Source organism: Sulfuricurvum sp., from assembly GCF_028681615.1.
In the GTDB taxonomy this organism is placed as follows: Bacteria; Campylobacterota; Campylobacteria; order Campylobacterales; family Sulfurimonadaceae; genus Sulfuricurvum.
The window spans coordinates 222800-247801 of record NZ_JAQUHV010000002.1; the positions used below are offsets into that span (position 1 = coordinate 222800).

General features: G+C 42.4%; 19 protein-coding genes and 2 tRNA genes. 12 read left to right on the forward strand and 9 right to left on the reverse strand.

What is annotated here, in order from left to right; translation table 11 throughout:
- The first annotated feature begins 244 nt into the window (after nt 1-244).
- The 12 genes from PHE37_RS04320 (at nt 245) to PHE37_RS04375 (ending at nt 17599) form a co-directional block, all read left to right on the forward strand.
- The gene (locus tag PHE37_RS04320; protein WP_299993748.1) at nt 245-3235 is read left to right on the forward strand and encodes a DUF4214 domain-containing protein; all 2991 of its coding nucleotides are present in this window, start codon (nt 245-247) and stop codon (nt 3233-3235) included.
- 105 nt (nt 3236-3340) lie between these two features.
- Nucleotides 3341-3535, forward strand: coding sequence for a DUF6447 family protein (locus PHE37_RS04325; protein WP_299993749.1), 195 nt, complete (start codon nt 3341-3343; stop codon nt 3533-3535).
- Nucleotides 3536-3822: 287 nt separating this feature from the next.
- Nucleotides 3823-6813 carry a DUF4214 domain-containing protein gene (locus PHE37_RS04330; RefSeq protein ID WP_299993748.1) on the forward strand — a complete coding sequence of 997 codons (2991 nt, stop codon included), beginning with the start codon at nt 3823-3825 and terminating at the stop codon, nt 6811-6813.
- Between the two features lie 337 nt (nt 6814-7150).
- Nucleotides 7151-9061 (forward strand): DUF4214 domain-containing protein, encoded by a 1911-nt coding sequence (locus PHE37_RS04335; RefSeq protein WP_299993750.1) that lies wholly within the window; start codon nt 7151-7153, stop codon nt 9059-9061.
- Between the two features lie 110 nt (nt 9062-9171).
- Complete coding sequence (locus tag PHE37_RS04340) at nt 9172-9642, forward strand: hypothetical protein (RefSeq protein WP_299993751.1); 471 nt, start codon at nt 9172-9174, stop codon at nt 9640-9642.
- Between the two features lie 90 nt (nt 9643-9732).
- Complete coding sequence (locus tag PHE37_RS04345; RefSeq protein WP_299993752.1) at nt 9733-11460, forward strand: type I secretion system permease/ATPase; 1728 nt, start codon at nt 9733-9735, stop codon at nt 11458-11460.
- Nucleotides 11457-12803 carry an HlyD family type I secretion periplasmic adaptor subunit gene (locus PHE37_RS04350; RefSeq protein ID WP_300008237.1) on the forward strand — a complete coding sequence of 449 codons (1347 nt, stop codon included), beginning with the start codon at nt 11457-11459 and terminating at the stop codon, nt 12801-12803. Before PHE37_RS04345 ends, PHE37_RS04350 begins: the two co-directional genes overlap by 4 nt.
- A complete protein-coding gene (locus PHE37_RS04355; protein ID WP_299997132.1) occupies nt 12793-13926 on the forward strand; it encodes a glycosyltransferase in 1134 nt (377 codons plus the stop codon). The genes PHE37_RS04350 and PHE37_RS04355 overlap by 11 nt, the downstream gene beginning before the upstream one ends.
- On the forward strand, nt 13923-15230 hold the full coding sequence (locus PHE37_RS04360; RefSeq protein WP_299997129.1) for a TolC family protein: 1308 nt from the start codon (nt 13923-13925) through the stop codon (nt 15228-15230). The genes PHE37_RS04355 and PHE37_RS04360 overlap by 4 nt, the downstream gene beginning before the upstream one ends.
- Nucleotides 15230-16645, forward strand: a complete 1416-nt coding sequence (locus tag PHE37_RS04365; protein WP_299997126.1) for a mannose-1-phosphate guanylyltransferase/mannose-6-phosphate isomerase — start codon at nt 15230-15232, stop codon at nt 16643-16645. Before PHE37_RS04360 ends, PHE37_RS04365 begins: the two co-directional genes overlap by 1 nt.
- A gap of 123 nt (nt 16646-16768) precedes the next feature.
- Complete coding sequence (locus tag PHE37_RS04370; protein WP_299997123.1) at nt 16769-17158, forward strand: hypothetical protein; 390 nt, start codon at nt 16769-16771, stop codon at nt 17156-17158.
- A gap of 12 nt (nt 17159-17170) precedes the next feature.
- Nucleotides 17171-17599: a MarR family transcriptional regulator gene (locus PHE37_RS04375; RefSeq protein ID WP_299997120.1), complete on the forward strand. Its 429-nt coding sequence runs from the start codon at nt 17171-17173 to the stop codon at nt 17597-17599.
- A gap of 98 nt (nt 17600-17697) precedes the next feature.
- Here PHE37_RS04375 and PHE37_RS04380 read toward each other — a convergent pair whose 3' ends face one another.
- From PHE37_RS04380 to PHE37_RS04420, 9 genes are all read right to left on the reverse strand, one after another.
- On the reverse strand, nt 17698-19152 hold the full coding sequence (locus PHE37_RS04380) for a methyl-accepting chemotaxis protein (RefSeq protein WP_299997117.1): 1455 nt from the start codon (nt 19150-19152) through the stop codon (nt 17698-17700).
- On the reverse strand, nt 19121-19630 hold the full coding sequence (locus PHE37_RS04385; RefSeq protein ID WP_299997114.1) for a PAS domain-containing protein: 510 nt from the start codon (nt 19628-19630) through the stop codon (nt 19121-19123). The genes PHE37_RS04380 and PHE37_RS04385 overlap by 32 nt, the downstream gene beginning before the upstream one ends.
- 277 nt (nt 19631-19907) lie before the next feature.
- Nucleotides 19908-19982 (reverse strand) — tRNA-Asn (locus PHE37_RS04390).
- 25 nt (nt 19983-20007) lie between these two features.
- Nucleotides 20008-20082 (reverse strand) — tRNA-Asn (locus PHE37_RS04395).
- A gap of 57 nt (nt 20083-20139) precedes the next feature.
- Entirely contained in the window at nt 20140-21078 is a 939-nt protein-coding gene (locus PHE37_RS04400; protein WP_299995862.1) for a radical SAM protein, read from the reverse strand.
- Between the two features lie 2 nt (nt 21079-21080).
- Nucleotides 21081-22124 carry a uroporphyrinogen decarboxylase gene (hemE, locus tag PHE37_RS04405; RefSeq protein WP_300008239.1) on the reverse strand — a complete coding sequence of 348 codons (1044 nt, stop codon included), beginning with the start codon at nt 22122-22124 and terminating at the stop codon, nt 21081-21083.
- A complete protein-coding gene (locus PHE37_RS04410) occupies nt 22117-22641 on the reverse strand; it encodes a YqhA family protein (protein WP_299995867.1) in 525 nt (174 codons plus the stop codon). The genes hemE and PHE37_RS04410 overlap by 8 nt, the downstream gene beginning before the upstream one ends.
- Nucleotides 22642-22643: 2 nt before the next feature.
- Nucleotides 22644-23672, reverse strand: a complete 1029-nt coding sequence (locus PHE37_RS04415) for an aspartate-semialdehyde dehydrogenase (protein ID WP_299995869.1) — start codon at nt 23670-23672, stop codon at nt 22644-22646.
- A gap of 175 nt (nt 23673-23847) precedes the next feature.
- The gene (locus PHE37_RS04420) at nt 23848-25002 is read right to left on the reverse strand and encodes a sigma-54 dependent transcriptional regulator (protein ID WP_299995870.1); all 1155 of its coding nucleotides are present in this window, start codon (nt 25000-25002) and stop codon (nt 23848-23850) included.

The window sequence follows — 25002 nt, forward strand, 5'->3', positions numbered from 1 at the left end:
TAATTAGCTATAATAGCAGCGCATTTAATAGTTTATCGTGTTGAGTTCGTTAGAGATTTCGGACACTTTGAAAAAAGTGAGAAAGTTTTTTTGATCGATAAATGGACGATAAAACATTAGAGATGGTCTTGGACGCGCTGTTTTAAGGATATATTAAAATAGTATAGAGGATAATACTTATATCATCGAGTGTAGTTAGCTCGGTGCGCGCACAAAACTAAAACTAAAACACAAAAGGATTCACATGGCAGTAACAAATCAACAGGTTGCAGAACTTTACGTTGCAACATTTAACCGTGCACCCGATGCAGACGGTTTGGATTATTGGGTTAACCTTTCAGGTTTAACCATTGAGCAAATCGCCCAAAGCTTTTTCGATCAGCCGGAAACACAGGCATTGTATCCAGCAGGGAATACAGATGCTGAATTTGTAACTTCTATCTATTCAAATCTTTTCAACCGTACTCCTGATGCAGCTGGGCTTGCATATTGGGTCAATGAGCTTGCGAACGGAAACATGACTCGTTCAGTAATGATCGAAGCGATGAAAGACGGCGCACTTGGTGCAGATGCGATTCTTGTTGCCAACAAAGCAGAAGTAGGTCTTTACTATGCGAATGCGGGTCTTACAGGTACAGATTATTCATTGGCGTCAGTTACAGCATACCATTCATCAGTTGTTGCTGCAGAAACTGCGATTGACAATATCGTTGCAAACGGCGGAGACATCGCTGCGACAGGACAAACGTTTGTATTGACTACAGGTCAAGACAATGTTGTCGGAACAACATTAAACGATACGATTACAGGTATTGTAGACGGAACGCATGACACATTGACACTTGGTGACAGTATCAACGGCGGAAGCGGTGCGGATACATTGAAATTGATTACGGATGCGTCAACTGTCAATATGGGCTTGGCAACAATTACGAGCGTAGAAAAAGCAATCGTAAACGATTATACGCATAGCCTTACAACATTGAACATCGATAACAACGCATTTGCAGCATTGACAGTAGACGGTATTGACAATTCAACATACATCAATGACGTTGTTGGATCAACGGCTGTTACATTGACCAATCTTGGGACTTCAGCAAGCGCATACGTGTATTTCAGCGACAGCAGTGCTACGGCATTGTCAGGAACTGTTGACGGTGCAGACAGCGCATATGCAGAATTCAACTATGCGAATCTTACGGCTACAACGCTTGACATTACTCTTGATGTTAAAAACGTAATGAATTCAGATGTTTATGAATATGCTGATAACAACGGAAACAACACGGCTGTGACAGCGATTAATACAACGATTAATCTTACAGACGCAACCGATTCATACGTGTATGCGGAAACGTATAATGCTTCTGAAGGAATCGAACGTACCGCGACAGTTACGATTGCAAACGTTGACAATTCATACGTTGAAATGGATGATTACCACAGTACATTGTCTAACAACACGATTAACCTTTCAATGAGCAATTCAGACGGCGCAGGTTTCGAATTCTATCCGTACGATGATACCAATAGCGTACAATCAAGCGGTTCGACCGATACGTTGAATATCACATTGGACAACGTTACCAGTGTTAACAATGATTCATTTATCGATGTATATGACATGGAAAATATCAACGTTGTGGTAAACGGCGCTTCGGTATTGGATTATATCGATGCGTATTCTTACGGAGACGGTACGTATCCGGCAGTACAAACGTATACCATTACGGCAAACGCTGACTTGACAGTGAATACGATCGATGTGACAGATGGAGGTGTTGCAAACTTCACCATTACCGGTGCCGGAAATGTAACGTTTGACACCAACGGCGATAACGATGGTTTGACAGTGGACGCAGCGGCAATGACAGGTGACTTGACATTGGGCGCATACTCAGACAATGGTGCATCTCTTGATACAATCATCGTTGATGTTCAATCTGGAAGCGGTAACGATACCATTACATTGGATACGGTACAGGCAAATGTTTCTACAGGTGCAGGTAATGACCGCGTAGACATTACAGGATTGGATTTCGGTGATGCATTGGCAGGTACACTTAACGGTGGAGAAGGTCGTGACACGATCGTAATTGCGAACGGTGCATTATTGTACGCTGCAAGTGCTGCGAACATCAGTAACTTCGAAGTACTTGATTTCACTGCGGGTATAGGTACATATGATATGTCTGTTGAACCATCATTGAAAGATGTGAGTGCAAACGGTTATATCGCTGGCGCTGTAACAATCGACAACGCTGCGGCGGATACCAAACTTTCTCTTGATTCATTTGTAGACACAGATGCTATTACTATGGCTCTTGCAGATGCAACAGGAACAACCGATACTCTTGGTATGACGGTTTCTGCTACAGATACCAATACAGACACAACGGCGGATAATGAATCAAATGCTGTTATCATTGCGACAGGGTATGAAACAATCAACCTTACATCAAACGCGACGACAGCATCTGTAGAATCTTCTTTGGGTGCGAACGATGCATTGACATCAGCAGATTATAACAACACAGTTGATTATGATGCGGCAAATATGACAAAACTCGTTATCGACGGAAACGCTCAAGCGACGGTAACGTTCACAGATGCTACAGCATTGACTTTCGTAGATGCAAGCGCAAATACGGCGGGTGTTAACGTAGACGCGTCAACCGGTTCTATTACGGGTGGTGTAACATTCAAAGGTTCTGCAGCAGCGGATACATATACATCAACTGCTAATGGTGACCTTATCCAAACGAACGCAGGTGCGGACACTGTTACTCTTGGTCTAGGTGATGACACAATCCGTTTTGCAAGCAAAACAGATTCACAAATGACATTGACTGATACAACTACTCCGGCAGATGGCGTAGCAGATACGATGACTGGATTTGACGTTATCACTGGCTTTAATACATCTGGTACTGACTTGATCGAGTTGTCTTCACTTCTTAACTTGGCGACAGGTGATGCACGTGCGGACATCATCCAAAAAGGTGCGATCGGCGGTACTACTGCAGCAGCAATGCAAACGTTCATTGGCACAGGAGCAGATTTCTTCTCTACTGGTGTTGTTGATCGTGCTGTTGCATTTGCTACAGACGGTACTAACGGATATGTATTCGTAGACGTTAACCATGACGGTAGCTATTCAGCTGCTAATGATATGGTGATCGAGCTTGCTGGTACAACTTCATTTGCTGTAACTGACATTACTTTCGGTTGATCATCCTAAGCGATCTGCTTTCAGTAGAACGTTTTTTCAAAGCCTCTTCCCTTGATAGGGCGGAGGCTTTTTTTTTTACCCCTATCAGAGTACAAAGAGGAACGAATGGAAAAAAAGATTTTAAAATTCAACGACAAAGAATACAAAATATCTGATCTTTCAGAAGAGGCAAAAGCCCAATTGACAAACCTCCGAGTTTGCGATGCTGAAATTTCCCGATTAAAAGCGCAATTGGCAATTACGGAAACGGCTCGTAATACTTATACTCAGGTTTTATCGAATCTGCTTCCGAAAAAATAACGTGACTCCCGGTTTGGGGTCATATTCATCTGTTTTACAAATCTCCTCTCTTCTCTCAAAACACTTCCCCTCAGCGCATACGATATCAAATAAATCATCGAACAATGGCCACACAGAAGTGAATTTTCACCTTTTCATCGATGCGGGCTTCAATATCTTCAGAAATCACCAACTTTTATACACTAATAAGGATATATTAAAATAGTATAGAGGATAATACTTATATCATCGAGTGTAGTTAGCTCGGTGCGCGCACAAAACTAAAACTAAAACACAAAAGGATTCACATGGCAGTAACAAATCAACAGGTTGCAGAACTTTACGTTGCAACATTTAACCGTGCACCCGATGCAGACGGTTTGGATTATTGGGTTAACCTTTCAGGTTTAACCATTGAGCAAATCGCCCAAAGCTTTTTCGATCAGCCGGAAACACAGGCATTGTATCCAGCAGGGAATACAGATGCTGAATTTGTAACTTCTATCTATTCAAATCTTTTCAACCGTACTCCTGATGCAGCTGGGCTTGCATATTGGGTCAATGAGCTTGCGAACGGAAACATGACTCGTTCAGTAATGATCGAAGCGATGAAAGACGGCGCACTTGGTGCAGATGCGATTCTTGTTGCCAACAAAGCAGAAGTAGGTCTTTACTATGCGAATGCGGGTCTTACAGGTACAGATTATTCATTGGCGTCAGTTACAGCATACCATTCATCAGTTGTTGCTGCAGAAACTGCGATTGACAATATCGTTGCAAACGGCGGAGACATCGCTGCGACAGGACAAACGTTTGTATTGACTACAGGTCAAGACAATGTTGTCGGAACAACATTAAACGATACGATTACAGGTATTGTAGACGGAACGCATGACACATTGACACTTGGTGACAGTATCAACGGCGGAAGCGGTGCGGATACATTGAAATTGATTACGGATGCGTCAACTGTCAATATGGGCTTGGCAACAATTACGAGCGTAGAAAAAGCAATCGTAAACGATTATACGCATAGCCTTACAACATTGAACATCGATAACAACGCATTTGCAGCATTGACAGTAGACGGTATTGACAATTCAACATACATCAATGACGTTGTTGGATCAACGGCTGTTACATTGACCAATCTTGGGACTTCAGCAAGCGCATACGTGTATTTCAGCGACAGCAGTGCTACGGCATTGTCAGGAACTGTTGACGGTGCAGACAGCGCATATGCAGAATTCAACTATGCGAATCTTACGGCTACAACGCTTGACATTACTCTTGATGTTAAAAACGTAATGAATTCAGATGTTTATGAATATGCTGATAACAACGGAAACAACACGGCTGTGACAGCGATTAATACAACGATTAATCTTACAGACGCAACCGATTCATACGTGTATGCGGAAACGTATAATGCTTCTGAAGGAATCGAACGTACCGCGACAGTTACGATTGCAAACGTTGACAATTCATACGTTGAAATGGATGATTACCACAGTACATTGTCTAACAACACGATTAACCTTTCAATGAGCAATTCAGACGGCGCAGGTTTCGAATTCTATCCGTACGATGATACCAATAGCGTACAATCAAGCGGTTCGACCGATACGTTGAATATCACATTGGACAACGTTACCAGTGTTAACAATGATTCATTTATCGATGTATATGACATGGAAAATATCAACGTTGTGGTAAACGGCGCTTCGGTATTGGATTATATCGATGCGTATTCTTACGGAGACGGTACGTATCCGGCAGTACAAACGTATACCATTACGGCAAACGCTGACTTGACAGTGAATACGATCGATGTGACAGATGGAGGTGTTGCAAACTTCACCATTACCGGTGCCGGAAATGTAACGTTTGACACCAACGGCGATAACGATGGTTTGACAGTGGACGCAGCGGCAATGACAGGTGACTTGACATTGGGCGCATACTCAGACAATGGTGCATCTCTTGATACAATCATCGTTGATGTTCAATCTGGAAGCGGTAACGATACCATTACATTGGATACGGTACAGGCAAATGTTTCTACAGGTGCAGGTAATGACCGCGTAGACATTACAGGATTGGATTTCGGTGATGCATTGGCAGGTACACTTAACGGTGGAGAAGGTCGTGACACGATCGTAATTGCGAACGGTGCATTATTGTACGCTGCAAGTGCTGCGAACATCAGTAACTTCGAAGTACTTGATTTCACTGCGGGTATAGGTACATATGATATGTCTGTTGAACCATCATTGAAAGATGTGAGTGCAAACGGTTATATCGCTGGCGCTGTAACAATCGACAACGCTGCGGCGGATACCAAACTTTCTCTTGATTCATTTGTAGACACAGATGCTATTACTATGGCTCTTGCAGATGCAACAGGAACAACCGATACTCTTGGTATGACGGTTTCTGCTACAGATACCAATACAGACACAACGGCGGATAATGAATCAAATGCTGTTATCATTGCGACAGGGTATGAAACAATCAACCTTACATCAAACGCGACGACAGCATCTGTAGAATCTTCTTTGGGTGCGAACGATGCATTGACATCAGCAGATTATAACAACACAGTTGATTATGATGCGGCAAATATGACAAAACTCGTTATCGACGGAAACGCTCAAGCGACGGTAACGTTCACAGATGCTACAGCATTGACTTTCGTAGATGCAAGCGCAAATACGGCGGGTGTTAACGTAGACGCGTCAACCGGTTCTATTACGGGTGGTGTAACATTCAAAGGTTCTGCAGCAGCGGATACATATACATCAACTGCTAATGGTGACCTTATCCAAACGAACGCAGGTGCGGACACTGTTACTCTTGGTCTAGGTGATGACACAATCCGTTTTGCAAGCAAAACAGATTCACAAATGACATTGACTGATACAACTACTCCGGCAGATGGCGTAGCAGATACGATGACTGGATTTGACGTTATCACTGGCTTTAATACATCTGGTACTGACTTGATCGAGTTGTCTTCACTTCTTAACTTGGCGACAGGTGATGCACGTGCGGACATCATCCAAAAAGGTGCGATCGGCGGTACTACTGCAGCAGCAATGCAAACGTTCATTGGCACAGGAGCAGATTTCTTCTCTACTGGTGTTGTTGATCGTGCTGTTGCATTTGCTACAGACGGTACTAACGGATATGTATTCGTAGACGTTAACCATGACGGTAGCTATTCAGCTGCTAATGATATGGTGATCGAGCTTGCTGGTACAACTTCATTTGCTGTAACTGACATTACTTTCGGTTGATCATCCTAAGCGATCTGCTTTCAGTAGAACGTTTTTTCAAAGCCTCTTCCCTTGATAGGGCGGAGGCTTTTTTTTTACCCCTAGCAGAGTACAACACATAACATGGTTCCATAGTACAAATATCGATTGTAACCTACTGTAAAGCCCTTTTTCAACGAATAAGTTTCATTTTTCACCTCTCTTGCAAATACACTCTTCATTTATGATCTTCTTAATACAGAAATGGACGAACCGTAATCATGCAGAAACCATTCGAAAGATGGTAATATTATTGAAACCGTGCACATTTGAACAGAGATATGGCATACTTATAAATATTGATGAGTGGAGGTGGCAAATGGCTATTACGAATCAGAGCGTAGCGGAGTTGTATGTTGCTACGTTTAACCGTGCTCCGGATGCGGCAGGGCTTTATTACTGGGTATATCAGTCGGGTTTGCCGACGTTGGAAGATATTGCCCAAAGTTTTTTCGATCAAAGTGAAACGCAGGCGATTTATACACCTTCTATGAGTGTAAGCGAGAAGATAACACTTGCCTATCAGAATCTCTTTAACCGATCGCCTGATTCCGACGGATTGGCGTATTGGGTACAGCAGCTCACCACGCATACCATCTCGCAAAGCAATATGCTTATAGCTTTGATAAACGGAGCACATGCACCGACCGGGAGTACTTTGGATGCAAATATTCTGGATAATAAAACGGCGGTCGGGCTTTACTATGCACAGGCAAATCTGAACGATGTCGATTTGGCTGTATCGGTTATGACCGGTGTAACGGGCGACAGTGCCACTGCCGGATCGGCGATCGCGAGTATCGACACGATTGCTAACAGCACCATATTCCTTGATCCTGCATCGGATACGGGGGTCAGTCACAGCGATCATATTATAAATCAATACAACAGTGTAAAAGTATCCCTTAAACTCTCTCAGGCGGACAGCGTTGTCGAATTTTTTGATGATCTTAACGGTAACAATCAGCAAGACGCAGGAGAATACATCAATTCGGTTCCGTTCTCCCGAACTGCCACAGAATATACTGCTTTGCTTGACCTTGTTAACCAGGTTGTACCTGATGGCTCTCCTCTCCCAGATGGTGTTCACGCGATCAAGGCGATGCAGCTTGATACATCCGGAAATTTGCTGGCTGTCTCTTTACCTTTGAATATCACGCTCGACACAACAGCGCCGGTGATTTCAAATTTTGGCCTTCCCGCCAGTGAGGGAAGTCGTATATCCCCCGAAATTTTTGCGACCAATTCCTTTGAATTTTCATTGGTCGGAACGACGGAGTCGAATGCGACGGTAGTCTTGTATGACCAATGGGAGGTTCAACTATCGGCAACGACGGCAGATAGCAACGGCAATTTTTCCTTTGGTACGGTGAGCGTTCCATACGAGCTCCATGGTCACACCTACAAGTTTACGGCAAGAGCAACTGACCTTGCCGGAAATTCACCCGATCAGAATATTGCTCCGATCTGGGTGGGCATCGATACCGATCAGCCCGGTTCCTTGCTGATGTGGTATGATAACAGCTATGAGCAGATAGATCTGATGACCTATGTACAGCGCTCTAAAATTGCGATTGGCCAAACAACTGGCGAGATGAATGGAGTGACCTCGTGGTACAGTGTCAACAGTGGTGCAACATGGAATCAGACTACAAGTCAGAGTCCATCGTTTGATATTGCACCGGGACAATACGCCGCAAGTCAGATTCAAGTCAAACAGCTCGATGCCGCAGGAAATTCGACAGGAACAACATTTAATTCCAATGCATTTACGATCAGCAGTTCACATGACATCAGCTCTTCTTTATTGCTGGGCTATACTCCTCCGGACTCATCTAACAACAATGCCAACACTGTTACAGTCAATTTAGGGAATGATCATGTTTTAAACAACGGCGATGTGTTTACTTTCAACTATGACGTCAGTCAGATACTCTCATTAACTCAGGTAGGAGAAATAATACGTTTTAACAATGCATCGCTTATTCCGGTTTCGAAACCTTCCGATGGATTAGTCAGTGATCAGCACTATTTTGCTGTCAGGGGAAGCTATAATGAAGCCACTGAAACTTTTACCCAAGATGACAATTATACCGGTGAAGGTATGGCAACGCTGGTCGTGTTTGACGGAGACCAAATAGCAGGCGCGATAAAACAGCAGGGCATGGTGCTGGTGGGGATATCTCCGCTGCACATGCACCAAAATATGGGCGAAATTGTCCTGTTTTAAAAAGGGGGGGATATTTGCAAAGGAGACAGAATGCATGGACATAGGGTGACATAGTTCAGCCAGATTCTTTATCTTTTACCTTTTAAAAATCTTCCGCAAAAAGAGGCGGCGTGCATTCAAATAGATTAGCAATCATTGCAAAAACCTTTACCCCTTATTATTCTGAGCGCGAAGATCGGATTCGTTTAGTGATCAATTATGCTGACTATCCGAATCGGGTAGACTTTTGGATAACCCGTGCATTTTTACTCAAATTACTCCCATCGTGGGAAGACTATCTTTACCGGCACGGAAACGCCAAAAATTTCGCTTCTGCTAAATCTTTGGATAACAGTCGGTCAGGACCTTCTGCAACTGATGGCGGAACACTGGTAGTGATGGAGAAAGAAGCGGTATTGCTTGATGGGGTAGATATGACATTCAACTCTGGAAAAGGGGTATTTGAGATACGTCTAAGAGGCAGAGGTGCAGTCACTCTTGCTGAGTTGGACGATAGGCTTATGATGGCTGTGATTAGATCGATCTTCGCGGCAGCACCCCATCTGCATTGGGGAATATCACCGGCTTTACTGGAAAGTTAACACAAAGTTTGCTACAATTTCAAATTATTTTTTGATTTATTGCAAATAATAGTGATTTCTTTATTTTTTTGCCAAAGGTACTTTCCGTATATGTCACAACACCCCAAAAAACCAGATGAAAATGAATTAAAAAAAGCAGTTTTAGTCCTCAAAAAATCATTTTATTTTGCCGGTTTCGTAAGCCTGTTTATTAACCTGTTGATGCTGGTTCCCTCGTTATATATGCTCCAGTTGTACGATAGGGTATTGGCAAGCCGTTCGCAAGAGACTTTATTGATGTTGACGCTTATTGTCATAGCGATGTTTGCAGTGATGGGGACGTTGGAATTTGTCCGTTCGCGTGTTTTGATCAGAGTGGGAAACAAGATTGATTCACAGATGAGCACACGTCTTTTTGATGCGATGTTCGCTCTGGCAAATCGCTATCCGGGGAAATCAACGGCACAGCCATTGGGCGATTTGGCACAAATCCGCCAATTTTTGACAGGGACACCATTATTTGCTTTTTTTGATGCCCCTTGGATGCCGATCTATATTGCAATTATGTTTTTATTCCATCCTCTCTTCGGTTGGTTTGCCATTTTTGCAGTGATTGTTGCCCTTTCTCTGACGCTTATTAATGAAAAACGGACAAAACAAGTGCTGGAAGCCTCAAATCGTCACTATCAGTCTTCCCAAAGCTTTATCCAGGCAAGTTTGCGAAATTCTGAAATCATCGAAGCAATGGGGATGCATGCAAATGTCCGCCGAAGATGGTACAGCCGCTACATCTCATTTCTAAACGAGCAGTCCAATGCCAGTGATGAAGCAGGATTATGGTCGAATGTGAGTAAAGTTGTCCGTATGCTGATGCAGTCTATGGTATTGGGACTAGGCGGTTATTTGGCAATCATCGGTGAATTGACACCCGGTATGATGATCGCCGGATCGATTATTATGGGACGTGCATTGGCGCCGATCGATTTGATGACGAGTACATGGAAACAATTTACCTCGGCGCGGATCGCGTATCAACGCCTTGGTGAACTTTTAGCTGAATTCCCAGAAGCAGCACATCCGACACCGCTCCCGGCACCAAAAGGATACATCGATTTGGAAGGGATTGTGGTTATTCCTCCCGGATCAAAAATACCGTCGCTTCGTGGAGTGAGTATGTCAATTAAAGCAGGAGAAACGATCGGTGTTATTGGACCGAGTGCGGCCGGTAAGTCTTCTCTGGCACGGGCGATGCTTGGTGTTTGGCCGTGCATCAATGGGAAAGTCCGCATTGACAGTGCGGAAATATCCCATTACGATCGTGGAGATTTAGGAAGTTATATCGGTTATTTACCTCAAGATGTAGAACTTTTCGACGGTACAATCAGTGAAAATATTGCCCGTTACGAAGATCCTAAACCCGAAATGGTCGTTGAAGCAGCCCAAGTAGCGGGTGTTCATGAAATGATTTTACAATTGCCTCAAGGATATGACACGCCGATAGGGCCGGGAGGGATTGCTCTCTCAGGCGGACAACGTCAACGGATCGGACTGGCACGTGCAATTTACTGCTATCCTAAAATTGTCGTTCTTGACGAACCAAATTCGAATCTCGATGATGTAGGAGAACGGGCATTGGTAGGGGTTATTTTAGAGCTTAAAAAGCGGCTTACCACTGTTGTCCTTATTACGCACCGCCCGTCCATTTTGGGTGTGACGGATAAAATCGCCTTTATGCGTGAAGGACAGCTTCACCTTTTTGGATCACGTGACGAGGTGCTTGCAGCCCTTGCTCCAAAACCACAATCGACGATTCAAGAACCACAAGGAGTACAATCGTGAGTCAAACAGAAAATGTGCAGCTCGTTTTACCCGAAACACCGCCTTCTCCGCAAACGGAAGATCGTCATTATCGACGGCTCGGATTGATTGTTCTAGGTCTGTTGGTTGGAGTGTTCGGAGTATGGAGTGCATTCGCTCCTTTAAGCAGTGCTGTCGCGGCATCGGGAAAAGTTAGTGTTGCTTCCAGCAATCGAATGATTCAACATTTAGACGGCGGGATTGTCAAAGCGATTTTGGTTAAAGATGGTGACACTGTAAAAGTCGGTCAGGAACTAATAGAGCTCGATTCTACCCAGGCCAATGCACAATTACAGATTATTTTGTCTCAGTATTATGAAAATCTTGGTACAGAGTCACGGTTGATTGCCGAACGTGACGGCAAAAGTTTTATTACATTCAGTCCGGATATGGATAAAATGCAAAATTCTGCTGCACGAACAATGATTATGGAAGCGCAGAGAAGAGAATTCACTGCCAGAGCACAGCAGCTCATCGATGAAAAACAAGTCCTTACAGAACGGATTGAACAGCTTCATAATCAGGTCGATGGGCTGGAGGCTACCATTGCCAGTAAATCATCGCTTTCAAACTCATACGATGGTGAGATTAAGGAATGGGAAGTACTCTATCAGCAGCAGCTGATCGATAAAATGAGATTACGCGATGTTAAACGTGAAAAAGTTCGTACAGATGGTGATATCGCCAATGCAAAGGCCGAGATTGGACGAGCAAAAGCACAAATTAGCGAAGTACAGGCGCAGATGATAGCTGATAAACAAAAATTTATACAGCAGGTTGTCAGTGAACTGAGTGATGTTCAAGCCAAGTTGTCAGATAATCGTGCACGACTTTTTGCCCTTCAAGATACCTTGAAACGGACAAAAATGGTCGCTCCGGTCGAGGGGATCGTTACTAATCTTCAAATTCATACAATCGGAGGGGTTGTTCCTTCCGGCAAGCCGGTCATGGAGATTGTTCCAGAAGGTGAACCGCTTATCATTGATGCAAGAATTGCGGCAACCGATATTGTTAATGTTCACGTTGGACTTAAAGCGGAAATCCGTTTCCCGGGATTTTCTCATATCAAATCACTCAATACAGTCATGGGAGAAGTGATTCAAATCGCTCCTGATACAGTGGTGGATGAAACGACAAAAAGCCTTTATTATCCAGCTCAAATTCGTGTTACCGCAGAGGGTCAAAAAGAGCTTTTGCGGAATCATTTGTCAATACAGCCGGGCATTCCTGCAGAAGTTATGATTGTTGTTGCCAGCCGAACTTTCTTGGATTATATAATACATCCGTTTAAGTATATGGCTGCCAGAGCTTTCAATGAGCAGTAGCCTTCGGGTTGCCGTTATTCATGACTGGCTGACCGTAATGGGGGGAGCAGAATATACCCTTAAACAGGTATTAGAAATGTACCCTCAAGCAGATATCTACACAATCGTCGATATTCTTCCAAAAGCAGAACGCGGCTGGTTGGATAGGCATCGTATATTCACATCCCCTTTGCAAAAAATCCCATTTTTGGCAAAGCATTATCGTCATATGATTTGGATGATGCCGTTTTGGATTGAACAGTTTGACTTGGAACAATACGATCTGATTATTTCTGATTCGCATGCCGTTGCCAAGGGTGTAATTGTTCATCCTCACCAAAAGCATTTGGCTTATATCTATTCTCCAATGCGTTATGCATGGGATTTAAGTTATGAACATGATCGTATCGGTGTCTTGGGAAGAGGGTTTAAACGGTTTTTTTTACGCCATTGGTTCTATCATTTTCGATTGTGGGATACGGCATCTTCCCTTCGTCCTGATGTCATAGTGGCTATTTCTCATTTCATCCGAAAGCGTATTCGCAAATCATGGGGAAGAGATGCAACTGTTATTTATCCTCCTGTTGATATAGAAGGTACTATTTTTACGGCACAGAAAGAAGATTATTATATTACGGTGTCACGATTTGTCCCTTATAAACGAATTGATCTGATAATAGAAGCGTTTCGTATGATGCCCGATAAGCAGCTTATTGTGATAGGTGACGGACCGATGTATCATGATCTCTCCAAAAATCTTCCAGATAATGTGACATTGGAAGGGTATCTCGAGCGAAATATGATGCTGAAAAAACTCTCTTTGGCCAAAGCGTTTATTTTTATGCCAAAAGAAGATTTCGGTATTGCTCCGCTTGAAGCGCTAGCGTCCGGAACGCCTGTGATTGCATACAGATGCGGTGGTGCGGCAGAAACAGTGAGGGGTCTGAATCAAGAGAACCCGACTGGGGTCTTTGTTGCCCATCAGAATGAGGAATCTCTGAGAATGGCAGTTGCTCTTTTTGAATCCAATCAAGAAAAATTTGTTCCTGAAAGGTGTAGAGAGTGGGCAATGAATTTTTCAACAAGCCGTTTTAAGGAAGAATTTATGAAAAAAGTTGAAAAACTGATGGAGGATCAAGAATGAAATTAGCCTACAGTGTAATCTCCATAATGGCATGCAGTATCCTCGGTTGGGGTGCAGAACCTCTGATGTTGAGTAATGCATATGATTTGGCACTTAAAAATGAACCGCACCTACGCTCGTTAATGCTTAAAACTGAGGCGACAAAAGAGACGGTGGCACAAAGCAGATCCCGCTTGTATCCGCAGCTTCAGGGGACACTTTCGTGGGGTAGTTATGGATATGATGCGCAGTATCTTAAAAAACCGGTAAATGAAAACTATAAAAGTTATTCAGTATCGGCATCGCAAGTACTCTATCATCCGGAATTGTGGCGTGGAATCGACGAATCCAAAGCACGGCAGCAAGCCGCAAATTTTCAACTTCTATCTGAAGCGCAGAAATTGGGAATAGATGTTGCAAAAGCGTATTTTAATCTCATTAAAACTGCGGGTAATGTTGAACTTCTTACATCCAAAAGGGATTATTATGAAACCAAATTCAAAGAACAGGAAGAGAAACTCAAATACGGACTAACCAACCGTATCGATTTACTTGATGCAAAATCACACAGTGACAAGGCTTTGTCCGAATTACTTGCAGAACAAAAACGTGCGAAAGTTGCGGTACTTAGACTTGAACATTTGATCAAAGAACCTGTTAAAGATCTGCCAAAATTTGATTTTACAAGGGTAGATTTTGACAAATTATTTCGTAACCGTGCAGAATGGGAAGCAAAACTGGAAAATAATCCGAATTTAAAAGCTTCGGTTGCGGCAGAAGAAATTGCGACACATCAAGCAGCTATCCGAAAGTATGATCATTATCCGAAAGTCGATTTAAACGTTGTTCGCAAAGAGACCTATACCCAAGATACTGTTGCGCATAAATATGACAATCAGGCAATTGTTCAAATGTCCATACCGATTTTTCAAGGTGGATATGCTCAATCACGTGTGCGTGAGGGCGAGATGTTATTGGAATCCGCACGTAGCGATGTTGAATATAATCAGTTGGATACACGGCAGAAATTTGAAGAACTGTGGTCAGAAAGTCAGCTGAATGTAGAAACGCTTCAATCGCTCAAAGAGTCTGAAAAATCAGCAGAACTTTATTTAAAATCTGTTGAGCAGGGGAACGCAGCGGGATTGAAAAGTTTGCTGGATGTTCTCGATGCCAAAGCTAAATTGTATGAAGTTAAACGCGATTCGATCGATGCGGGATATGAATTAGTCAACAATTATTTAAGTTTGTTGGATGTTACCGGAGAACTAAGCAGTGAAAATATTGCACTGTTAGAAAATATGACATGTCAGGGAGAACAATAATGATTCCAGTCGTTGCCGTTGTATTATCAGGAGGGTCGGGTACACGTTTGTGGCCACTTTCACGAAAAGCATATCCGAAGCAATTTTTGAACCTTTATGGTGAAGGGACAATGTTCCAGCAGACACTGGAACGTTTAAAAGGGATACAAGGGTTGAGTGAAATCATTGTGGTTGCAAATGAAGAACATCGCTTTGTCGTTGCTGAACAGATGCGCCAGTGTAAAATTAAAGGAAGAATTTTACTTGAGCCTTTTGGAAAAAATACCGCTCCTGCTATTGTTTTGGCTGCACTGGACGTATTAAAACGTCATTCAGATGCCCATCTTTTGGTTCTATCTTCAGATCATGCTATTGAATCGGTACCTATATTTACGAAAGCTGTGAATTCGGCAGTAACTTTGAGCAATGATGATTTTTTGGTGACATTCGGTGTCTTTCCCACATCTCCTGAAACAGGATATGGTTATATTCGCATATCAGATCCGCTTGGTGCAAAAATAGGGTACCGAGTGGGTGCCTTTATCGAAAAACCGAATCAGGATATGGCTGAAAAGATGCTTGCACAAGGCAGCCATTATTGGAATAGCGGTATGTTTATGTTTAAAGCGACCCTTATATTGGATGAGTTGCGCCAATTTCGACTGGATATATACGAAACGTGTCTTCAAGTTGTATCGTCAGAAGAAAATGATCTTGATTTTATACGATTCGATTCAGAACTGTTTGAATCTATCCCTTCCGAATCAATAGATTACGCTGTAATGGAACATTCCAAAAAAGGTGCAATGGTTCCATATGAAGGGATGTGGAGCGATGTAGGGTCGTGGGAAGCATTGTGGAACATCTCTGGACCTGATGAATCAGGAAATGTAATGATTGGGAATGTATTGGCTCTAAAGACAACGAATTCTTACATTCGCAGTTCATCAAAACGTGTTGCTGTTACGGGTGTAGACGGACTCATTATTGTTGCTACTGATGATGCGGTGCTAGTTGCTGATAAATCACATTCACAGGACGTCAAAGATCTTGTTTCGGCGCTAAAATCATGTGATATTGATATTGTCGAGAAACATCAGGAAGTTCATCGTCCTTGGGGCTTTTATACGACATTAGATAAAGCAGATCGTTTTCAAGTTAAACGTATTGTTGTGAAACCCGGAGAAAAGCTCTCGTTTCAAATGCATTATCATCGTGCAGAACACTGGGTAATCGTTCAAGGGACAGCAAATGTCACTTTAGATGATAAAACCTACATATTGGGTGAAAATCAGTCAATACATATACCTCTTGGAATGAAACATTCTCTTCAGAATCCTGGAAAGATTCCCTTGGAAGTGATTGAAGTCCAGTCTGGAACTTATTTGGAAGAAGATGATATCGTTCGTTTTAAAGACGAGTACGGAAGAGCTTGATCAATTAAAGAGTGTTTTTTTGTAACAATAAAATATACGATCATTTTAAACTTAGATGATTATCGTTTAGATGTCACTGGATTTTAACACAATTTTTGTCATAATTATTAAATGAAAATATTAATGATAGATCGGAGCGGCTTTCAGCTTCAAACTCGGAAAATGTTGTTAGAAGAAGAGATCAATAGAAGCGTCGATACAGCGTGTACATTAGGCGAAGTATTTATCACTTATCAAAAAGAAAAATATGATGTAGTCATTATTGATCACAATATTGAAAATGGCCAACAATGTGTCGATCATATTCTCCAAATAAGTCCGGATCAGTCGATTTTGGTTGTCAGTGATGCTATCCATTGTGTTATACCGAGATGTGAAGATTGTGTGAACAATCATTATATACGTCGTTTATTCAATCCTACACCGATTAAAAATATTGTCCGAATGGTAGAAGGCTTTAGAGGTTATAAATGTGACCATTATGACCCTGAAACCAATCGAATCAAAGTCTAGAAAGAGATTTTCATGGGTTTTGAATCGGATAAGTCAATCGTGTTTCTCATAGCAAAAGTGAGAAACATACTTAAAAAAGAGTTTGAAAACGTACTTAAACCCTATGACCTGTCGTATGCCCATCGTGTGATTCTGATCCGATTAAGTGAAAAAGACGATTGCACCCAGAAAGAGTTGGCGCAAGATACCTATTTTGAGCAATCGAATCTTACTTTGATGCTGGATAAACTGGAGACAAAAGGTCTCGTCAAACGCGTACCGAAAGAAAACGACAGAAGAGCCTATATTATTAAAATTACCCCGGAAGGACAGAAACTTAGAGATGTACTCATCCAAATGGGAGACACCGTTATGGAAAAAGCGTTGAGCGGGGTTAATAAAAAGCAAAAAGAAGAATTGACCACTTTATTGGAAACGATATATCAGAATCTAAAAAGGTGAAAAGAGCGTAGAAATTAAATTTTTTTCACGCTAGATCCAATACTTAGACTAAGAAAAATAACTAAAAATGAGCAATTGTAGAGATTTTACAACTCTTTTCATATTATTTCTGGATTCGCTTCAATAATCATTGCATCAAGCAATGCAAAGAGTTCACGACTTGATTCTTCCATTTTAGTCACATTTGCAATAATTTGCGGATGATTTTGTGTAACTGAATATTCTTTGTTGACTGCGGAGTTAAGTGCTTCCAATGCCATACGATGCACAAGTGCATGTGGTGATTCCATTCTTTGATACGCTTTGGTATGTGAGAAGAATTGTTTACCCGCTCCGCTATCGTACCATTTACCCATTCGACAACCATGATGGTCCGTAAAGCTTGACACTTTTGCGCTATCTTTTCTGATAATAGTTGAATACGTCTCATGTTTAAAAATAATATGGTCAACTTTTACGAGAGTCGCATTCAATGAGGCACTGATATATTGTGACATCTTAGCTGTCGTAGAGACTGTTGTGGCAAAATTGCCGATTACTTCTTCAAACGTATATATATTTGTGCGAGAATCTGCTGCTATGAAACCAATTTGTTCAGAACTTGTCAAGATATCACTTGCTTCTTGCTGAAGTGTTTGAAGTGTCATCGATATCTCCATGGTTGCTTTTTGCGTTCGTTCAGCAAGCTTGCGTACTTCGTCAGCAACCACTGCAAATCCTCTTCCATGCTCACCTGCTCGTGCCGCTTCGATAGCAGCATTGAGTGCTAACAGATTTGTTTGATCGGCAATATCTTTGATAAGATTAGCAATTGTCGTAATTTCTCCCGTCTTTTCATTTAAAGATACAATTGAGGTACCAGATTCGGAAATAAGTTCCAATAGATGTTCCAAGTTCCCTATTACATTTCCAATCGATACTTGGCTTTGAGCAACTCTTTGTGCTGTCTCAGATGAGGCATTACTGATGCGTTCTGAAAATTCTAGATTTTTAATAATATCATTTTGTATAACAGATAGACCGCTGCCTACGCCACCGCTGGTAAGCTCAAATGATGCAGAAAGCTCAGCGGTCATTTTTCCTCTGTACGATTCTGAAATCAAGCCAATAGCCCTATTAAGCTCAGGACATGCTGCGGCAAAATCCCCTTTATATCCCTCGCTAAATATAATTCTTTTACTGTTACCAGAATTAGCTGCTTTAATAGAATCTCGGATATCACGCATCATCTGTTCCGTCTGATCAAGCAGATCATTAATTCCCCATGCTACACTTTGCATTACATGGGTACTTGGAATACTCGTAATTCGTTCTGATAAATTCCCACTTCCGGCTTTTATAAGAACATCCCGTATTTGGCGGATTGTATTGTCCATAAAAATTTTTTCACAAGCCTCTTCCTCCGGTATGAACAAGCCTAATAAGGCCATAATTCCTAGTACAATAGAGGGGATAACCATTCCAAGAAAGGCAAAATAAATTGCTGCCCCTGTTGAGAGTATCAGATACAGAAGCGTTTGTTTATTGTTGAAGGCTGAGGATAAACTCGTCATAACTGATCCCTTTTTCATTCAAGATTTTATCAAGTAATACTTTTGAAGCTTCTACTCCACCACTATGCTCAGCCGAAATAAGCTGTGTGTACAATGCAGGAATGACCGACATTGCTTTTGCGCTTGGTTTGCGCCGAACCGAATGGAAATCGCGAATATTTCCATTTAATTCAAGCGTTGCCGTTACGTTTGCAAAAACCCAATAATAAGATCCATCTTTGCAAAGATTTTTGACATACGCAAATATCTCTTCTTTATTTTTGATACGATCCCACAATAGTTTAAAAACAATTTTAGGCATATCCGGATGACGAAGAATAGAGTGTGGTGAACCTATCAGTTCACTCTCTTCATACCCCGAAATTTTTATGAAAATCTTATTTCCATAAAGAATTTTTCCATGCCCATCGGTCTTTGAGACGATAAACTCATCTGCATTTAACATTCTTTCTAATTGAGTTGGGTGTGGCCGCTGCATATATCACCTCTTTTATTTTGAATGGTATATTTATTTGCTCTTTATGCTCTTTATATGTACCTATTTCCTTCTAACTACTACTTATGCTACTACAATTTGTAGTAATGTTATGTGAATTAATTATTTTGCTATGAGGGAGCTTTTTGGATGCAACATTTTGTAACATTTTGCAAATCGGTAGGATATGAGATCGGTTATGTTAAAGCAGAAGAATCTTTACGAATTGGTAGATATTAAAATTCTTTGAAATTGGCTATTTTATAGCGTTTGTGAAGGGTGGCTCCGAATGCTGGATTCGAACCAGCGACCAAGTGATTAACAGTCACCTACTCTACCGCTGAGCTAATCCGGAACAGAAAAATAGAAGTATCATAAAATGGCTCCGAATGCTGGATTCGAACCAGCGACCAAGTGATTAACAGTCACCTACTCTACCGCTGAGCTAATCCGGAATGTTTATGAGGGCGTAATTATACGTTATGAAGGCTCAATTGTCAATAAAAATAGGGCTATTTGGAGCGTTTTCGATGTATATTTTCGGTTGGAGTAAAAAAGATTACGTTTGAACGATCAATTTGAGTGATTTTTTCTTGTTTTAAGAGATTTTGAAAACGCTCTTTGGATTCCGAATCAAAAAGGGCGTCAATATCATCCATCGTCAATGGGCGTTTATCAAGTGTTGCCAGTATCTCTTCATCGGTATAAATGCTTGGTGTAGCGGTTGCATGGGTACGCGATACGATGTGAATCGGGAGTGTCGGATCAAAATGGTGTGAGAGGGCGTACAGTTCATCAAAACGTAACCCCTGGACCGCATATGCCGGAGGACGGTCAATCGTCCCTATATCGATACGTTCGCAGTGGATGTCGAGTAAAGCGGTGTTGAGTGCTTTTATTTCGCTGAGGCTGTCGTTGATACCTTTGACGAACAGTATCTCTAAAAACAGCTTCCCTTTAAATGTATGGGAAAAACGGGTAATACTTTCAATGATCGTAGAAATCTCGATCCCCTCAGCGGGGCGATCTATTTTTTTGAATGTTTCGGGAGTCGCCGCATCGAGAGAAAGCTTGACCTGATCCAGTTTCAAAAGAGAATTGAAAACATTCTTGTCACTCAGACATGCACTGTTTGAGAGAATTAAGGTTTGGATATTCCCTTTCATTTGATCGATTTGATCAATCAGCTCACTCAAATAAGGGTACATAGTAGGTTCACCGTTAGCCGTGATCGTAATTACATCAATAGTAGGGTGATTGATCAGAGCTTCTTGCAAATCGGTGATGATTGTTTCTACCGGAGTAATTGTATGCTGGTGTGCCATCGCGGGTGCAGGAGCAAGTTCACAGTAGAGACAGTCAAAATTACATTGTTTGCTAGAAGAAGAGAGGTCGATCCCGAGCGATACGCCGAAACGGCGTGAATGCACAGGTCCGAAGATCGTAGACATAATCAGGCTTTTTTACTCACACGTTGGCATTCAGAGACGAAATGCTTTGCATTTTCAACAGGTACATCGGGGAGAATCCCATGTCCGAGATTGAAAATATGGCGTTTGCCGCCCATAATCTCTTGAAGTGCTTCAACGCACGCCGTTGTTTCCTCTTTCGAATACAGACGGCACGGTTCCATATTTCCTTGGAGGACATAGCGGTCTCCGAGTTTTTCTTTGGCTAACGCCATAGGGGTGCTCCAGTCGACGCCGAAAACATCAAAGTTCCCATAGACTTTATCCAAAAAGGCTGTGATCCCTTTCGGAAACATAATGACCGGAACATGAGGATATTTTTCTTTGAGATACTCGGCGATCTCCACCATGTAGCTCCATGAAAACTCATCGTATTTGCTCGGCTCGATTGCAGCGGCCCAGCTGTCGAAGATTTGAACGACATCGATACCTGCTTGGATCTGTTTTTCCATGTACAGTTTGACCACTTCGGTCACTTTACGGAGGATTTTATGAAGCAGCTGCGGGTTTGAATACATCATTTTTTTACAAATGTTATAGGTTTTCGTCCCTTGCCCTTCGATCATGTAGGTTGCCAACGTCCACGGTGCACCGGTAAAACCGATAAGGGCTTTGTTATCATCACGTGCGTCGAGCTGCGCTCTTAAAATCTTGATGGTGTCATACACATAGGTAAGTTTAGATGCCGCTTCATTCCCACCGATAAGTGCATCTAAATCTTCTTCCGTCGCAACGGGCTTTTCAAAAACGGGACCTTCTCCTTTGATGAAATCGAGTTTCATCCCCATCTCGTTCGGAACGACCAAAATATCGCTGAAAAGGATAGCCGCATCGACACCGACGATATCTACAGGTTGGATGGTCACTTCAGCTGCCATATCAGGTGCATGGCAAAGGTTTAAAAAGTTTCCCGCACGTTTGCGAACTTCCATGTATTCAGGAAGATAGCGTCCTGCTTGGCGCATCATCCAAACAGGGGTATAGGGTGTCTCTTTTCCGAAACACGCATCGACAAAAATTTTACTCATGATGACCTACTTTGCTCAAGAAATAAAGACCGACGGCAACTGCCGTGATCGAGAGGGCGAGATAAAAAAGCTCTAGTGCTCCGGTAAATACGGTATGCCCAACTTTTTGGAAGAAACCGACCACAAGGACCATGACGATGACTTTTGAAATTTTGTCTTTCAGTTGATCCAGAGAATGAACTGCCAGAAGCTGGTTTTCTTTTCCATCTTCGTCTTTTGCCGGATCAATATCTGAGATAAAGAGTTCATACAGACCGAAAGAGAAGATGATCATAACGACACCGATGAGGTAGAGATCGACCGCACCGATAATACCGCCGACAATCTCTTCGTGAAAGTGTTCCGGATGTGCATGGGTTGCATAAACATTGATAACGTATGCGGCAGTTTGAAAAATATCAATACTCGCAATCGCAAAGAGTAAAACTGCTCCGACAAGACCGAAAATTACTGCTAAGACGATGATGAAGCGTGAGTTCCAAAGTCCGTGTTCAAATATCTTTTCGATCAAATTCATGATTATTCTCCTTGCATTTCTACCCATTTTTGGGCAATTCGGACGGCATTGGTAGCTGCACCGACACGTAGATTATCCGCTACAACCCACATATGAAGCACATTATTCCGATAGATATCGTTACGGATACGTCCGACAAAAGTTTCGTTTTGATCCATGCACAATGACGGCATAGGATAAATACTCTCTTCAGGTGTATCCAAAATAATGATGTTCGGCGCTTTGCGCAAAAGTTCCCGTGCTTCGTTCGCATCAACGGCACCGTCAAAGGTAAGGGTCAGAGTTTCAGCATGACCGCGTAATGTCGGGATACGGACACAGGTTGCGCTTACTTCGATCTCTTTGTGCATGATTTTTTGAGTCTCATTCACCATTTTGAGTTCTTCTTTGGTATAGCCGTTATCGGTGAATGAATCGATTTGCGGAATAGCGTTGAGAGCGATGCGATGAGGGAATTTTTTCGGTTCAACATCATCGAGTTTAAAGGCAAAAAAGGCTTGCATCTGCTCAACCAATTCTTCCATTGCCGATTTGCCGGCACCGGAAGTTGCTTGGTAGGTGCTTACATCGATACGTTGCAAATCGTATGCGTCATCAAGAGGTTTAAGCGCTTGTACCATTTGGATGGTTGAACAGTTCGGATTGGCAATAATTCCGCGATTTTTCCACTGAGCGATGTCTTCAGGATTGACTTCAGGAACAACGAGGGGGACATCCTCATACATGCGAAAATGGCTGGTATTATCGATGACGACTGCACCTGCCGCTGCCGCATAAGGGGCAAATTCTGCCGATACACTTCCTCCGGCACTGAACAGAGCAATGTCAATCTCTTCTTCGTCGAATACGGTTGGTGTCAACTCTTTAATAACGAGTTCTTGATTGTTGAATGAAACGGTATTTCCTGCACTGCGTGCACTGGCCAATGGTACGAGTTTGGCAAGAGGGAAGTCGATCTCTTCGAAAATGCGTAAAATTTCTTCTCCGACAGCACCGCTGGCACCGACGATAGCAACGTTATAACGTTTCATAGGAAGCTTTCCTTGGGGATGATATAGTAGTCACCCATAAATATTTTTACGCGATTATATCGAATGAAGACTTGGAAGGGATTGAAATTATTGCGCCTCTTACGAGAGGCAAGTTTTGTACTTAAGCAGCAAACGTAGCCAAAAAGATAAATTTCTTTAGGGTTTAATACGGATATTAGATTCTTCCCAAACCACGTGCTTCTAAAAAAAGGTCTTCGGTATCGATTATGTTGCCGTCGCTCAAAATAGCGGAACGTTCGACAACCGAGATAAGTTCGCGGATATTTCCGGGCCAGTTGTATTGTTCGAGAGCATTACGGGCACCCGCTGTAAATGATTTAACTTCAAATCCGTATTGGGTACAGTTTTGGATAAGTACCGATTCGGCAATGGAGAGTATCTCTTCACGCCGTTCGCGCAGCGGAGGAATATGCAGCGGGATTGTATTTAGGCGGTAATATAAATCTTCGCGGAATTTCCCCTCTGTGATTTTAGTATGCAGATCGGCATTGGTTGCACAAATAATCCGTACATCGATTTTAGTATTTTTCGATGCTCCCAAACGACGGATTTCACGTTCTTGCAAGACACGAAGCAGTTTGGCTTGGAGAGGGTAGGGCATTTCAGCTATTTCGTCGAGGAAAAGTGTCCCTCCCTCGGCCAGCTCAAATTGTCCAGCTTTGCTTTCGCATGCATCGGTGAAAGAGCCTTTTTCAAAACCGAACAATTCGCTCTCAATCAGATTGTCGGGAATTGCCGCCATGTTGATCGCGATGAATGGTTTGGAAGCACGGGATGAACTTTCATGGATATGACGGGCAAAGAGCTCTTTTCCGACACCGCTTTCTCCGAGCAGCATAATGCTGGCATCGGTAGTTGCGGCTTTGGCGATCCGACTAAGCAGTTTGTCCAAAGCGGGAGAGCTTCCTAAAAAGCTAGGATTGGATGTCATAGGAAGAGAAGAGTCTTTAGGCGTTTTTTTCGTCACGGTCGCACTGCGTTCGATCGCCGTGATCAGGGTTTCAATTTCGAAGGGTTTGAGGAGAAAATCTTTAACGCCCAGTTGGATAGATTCGATGGCACGGGTAAGGGTTGCATTGCCTGTAATGATTATTACTTCGTATTTGCCTCCGAGTGTTTTAACGAACTCAATCCCATCCATTCCGGGCATATTGATATCGCTGATAATTAGATCGAAAGAATCGTCTAATTTTTTAAGGGCATCTCGAGGACTTTTAAAGGTATGAACATCGTATTTCTCATAATCGCCCATTGCGATCTCCAGTGATTTACGCATATTGATATCATCTTCGACAATGGCTATTTTCAT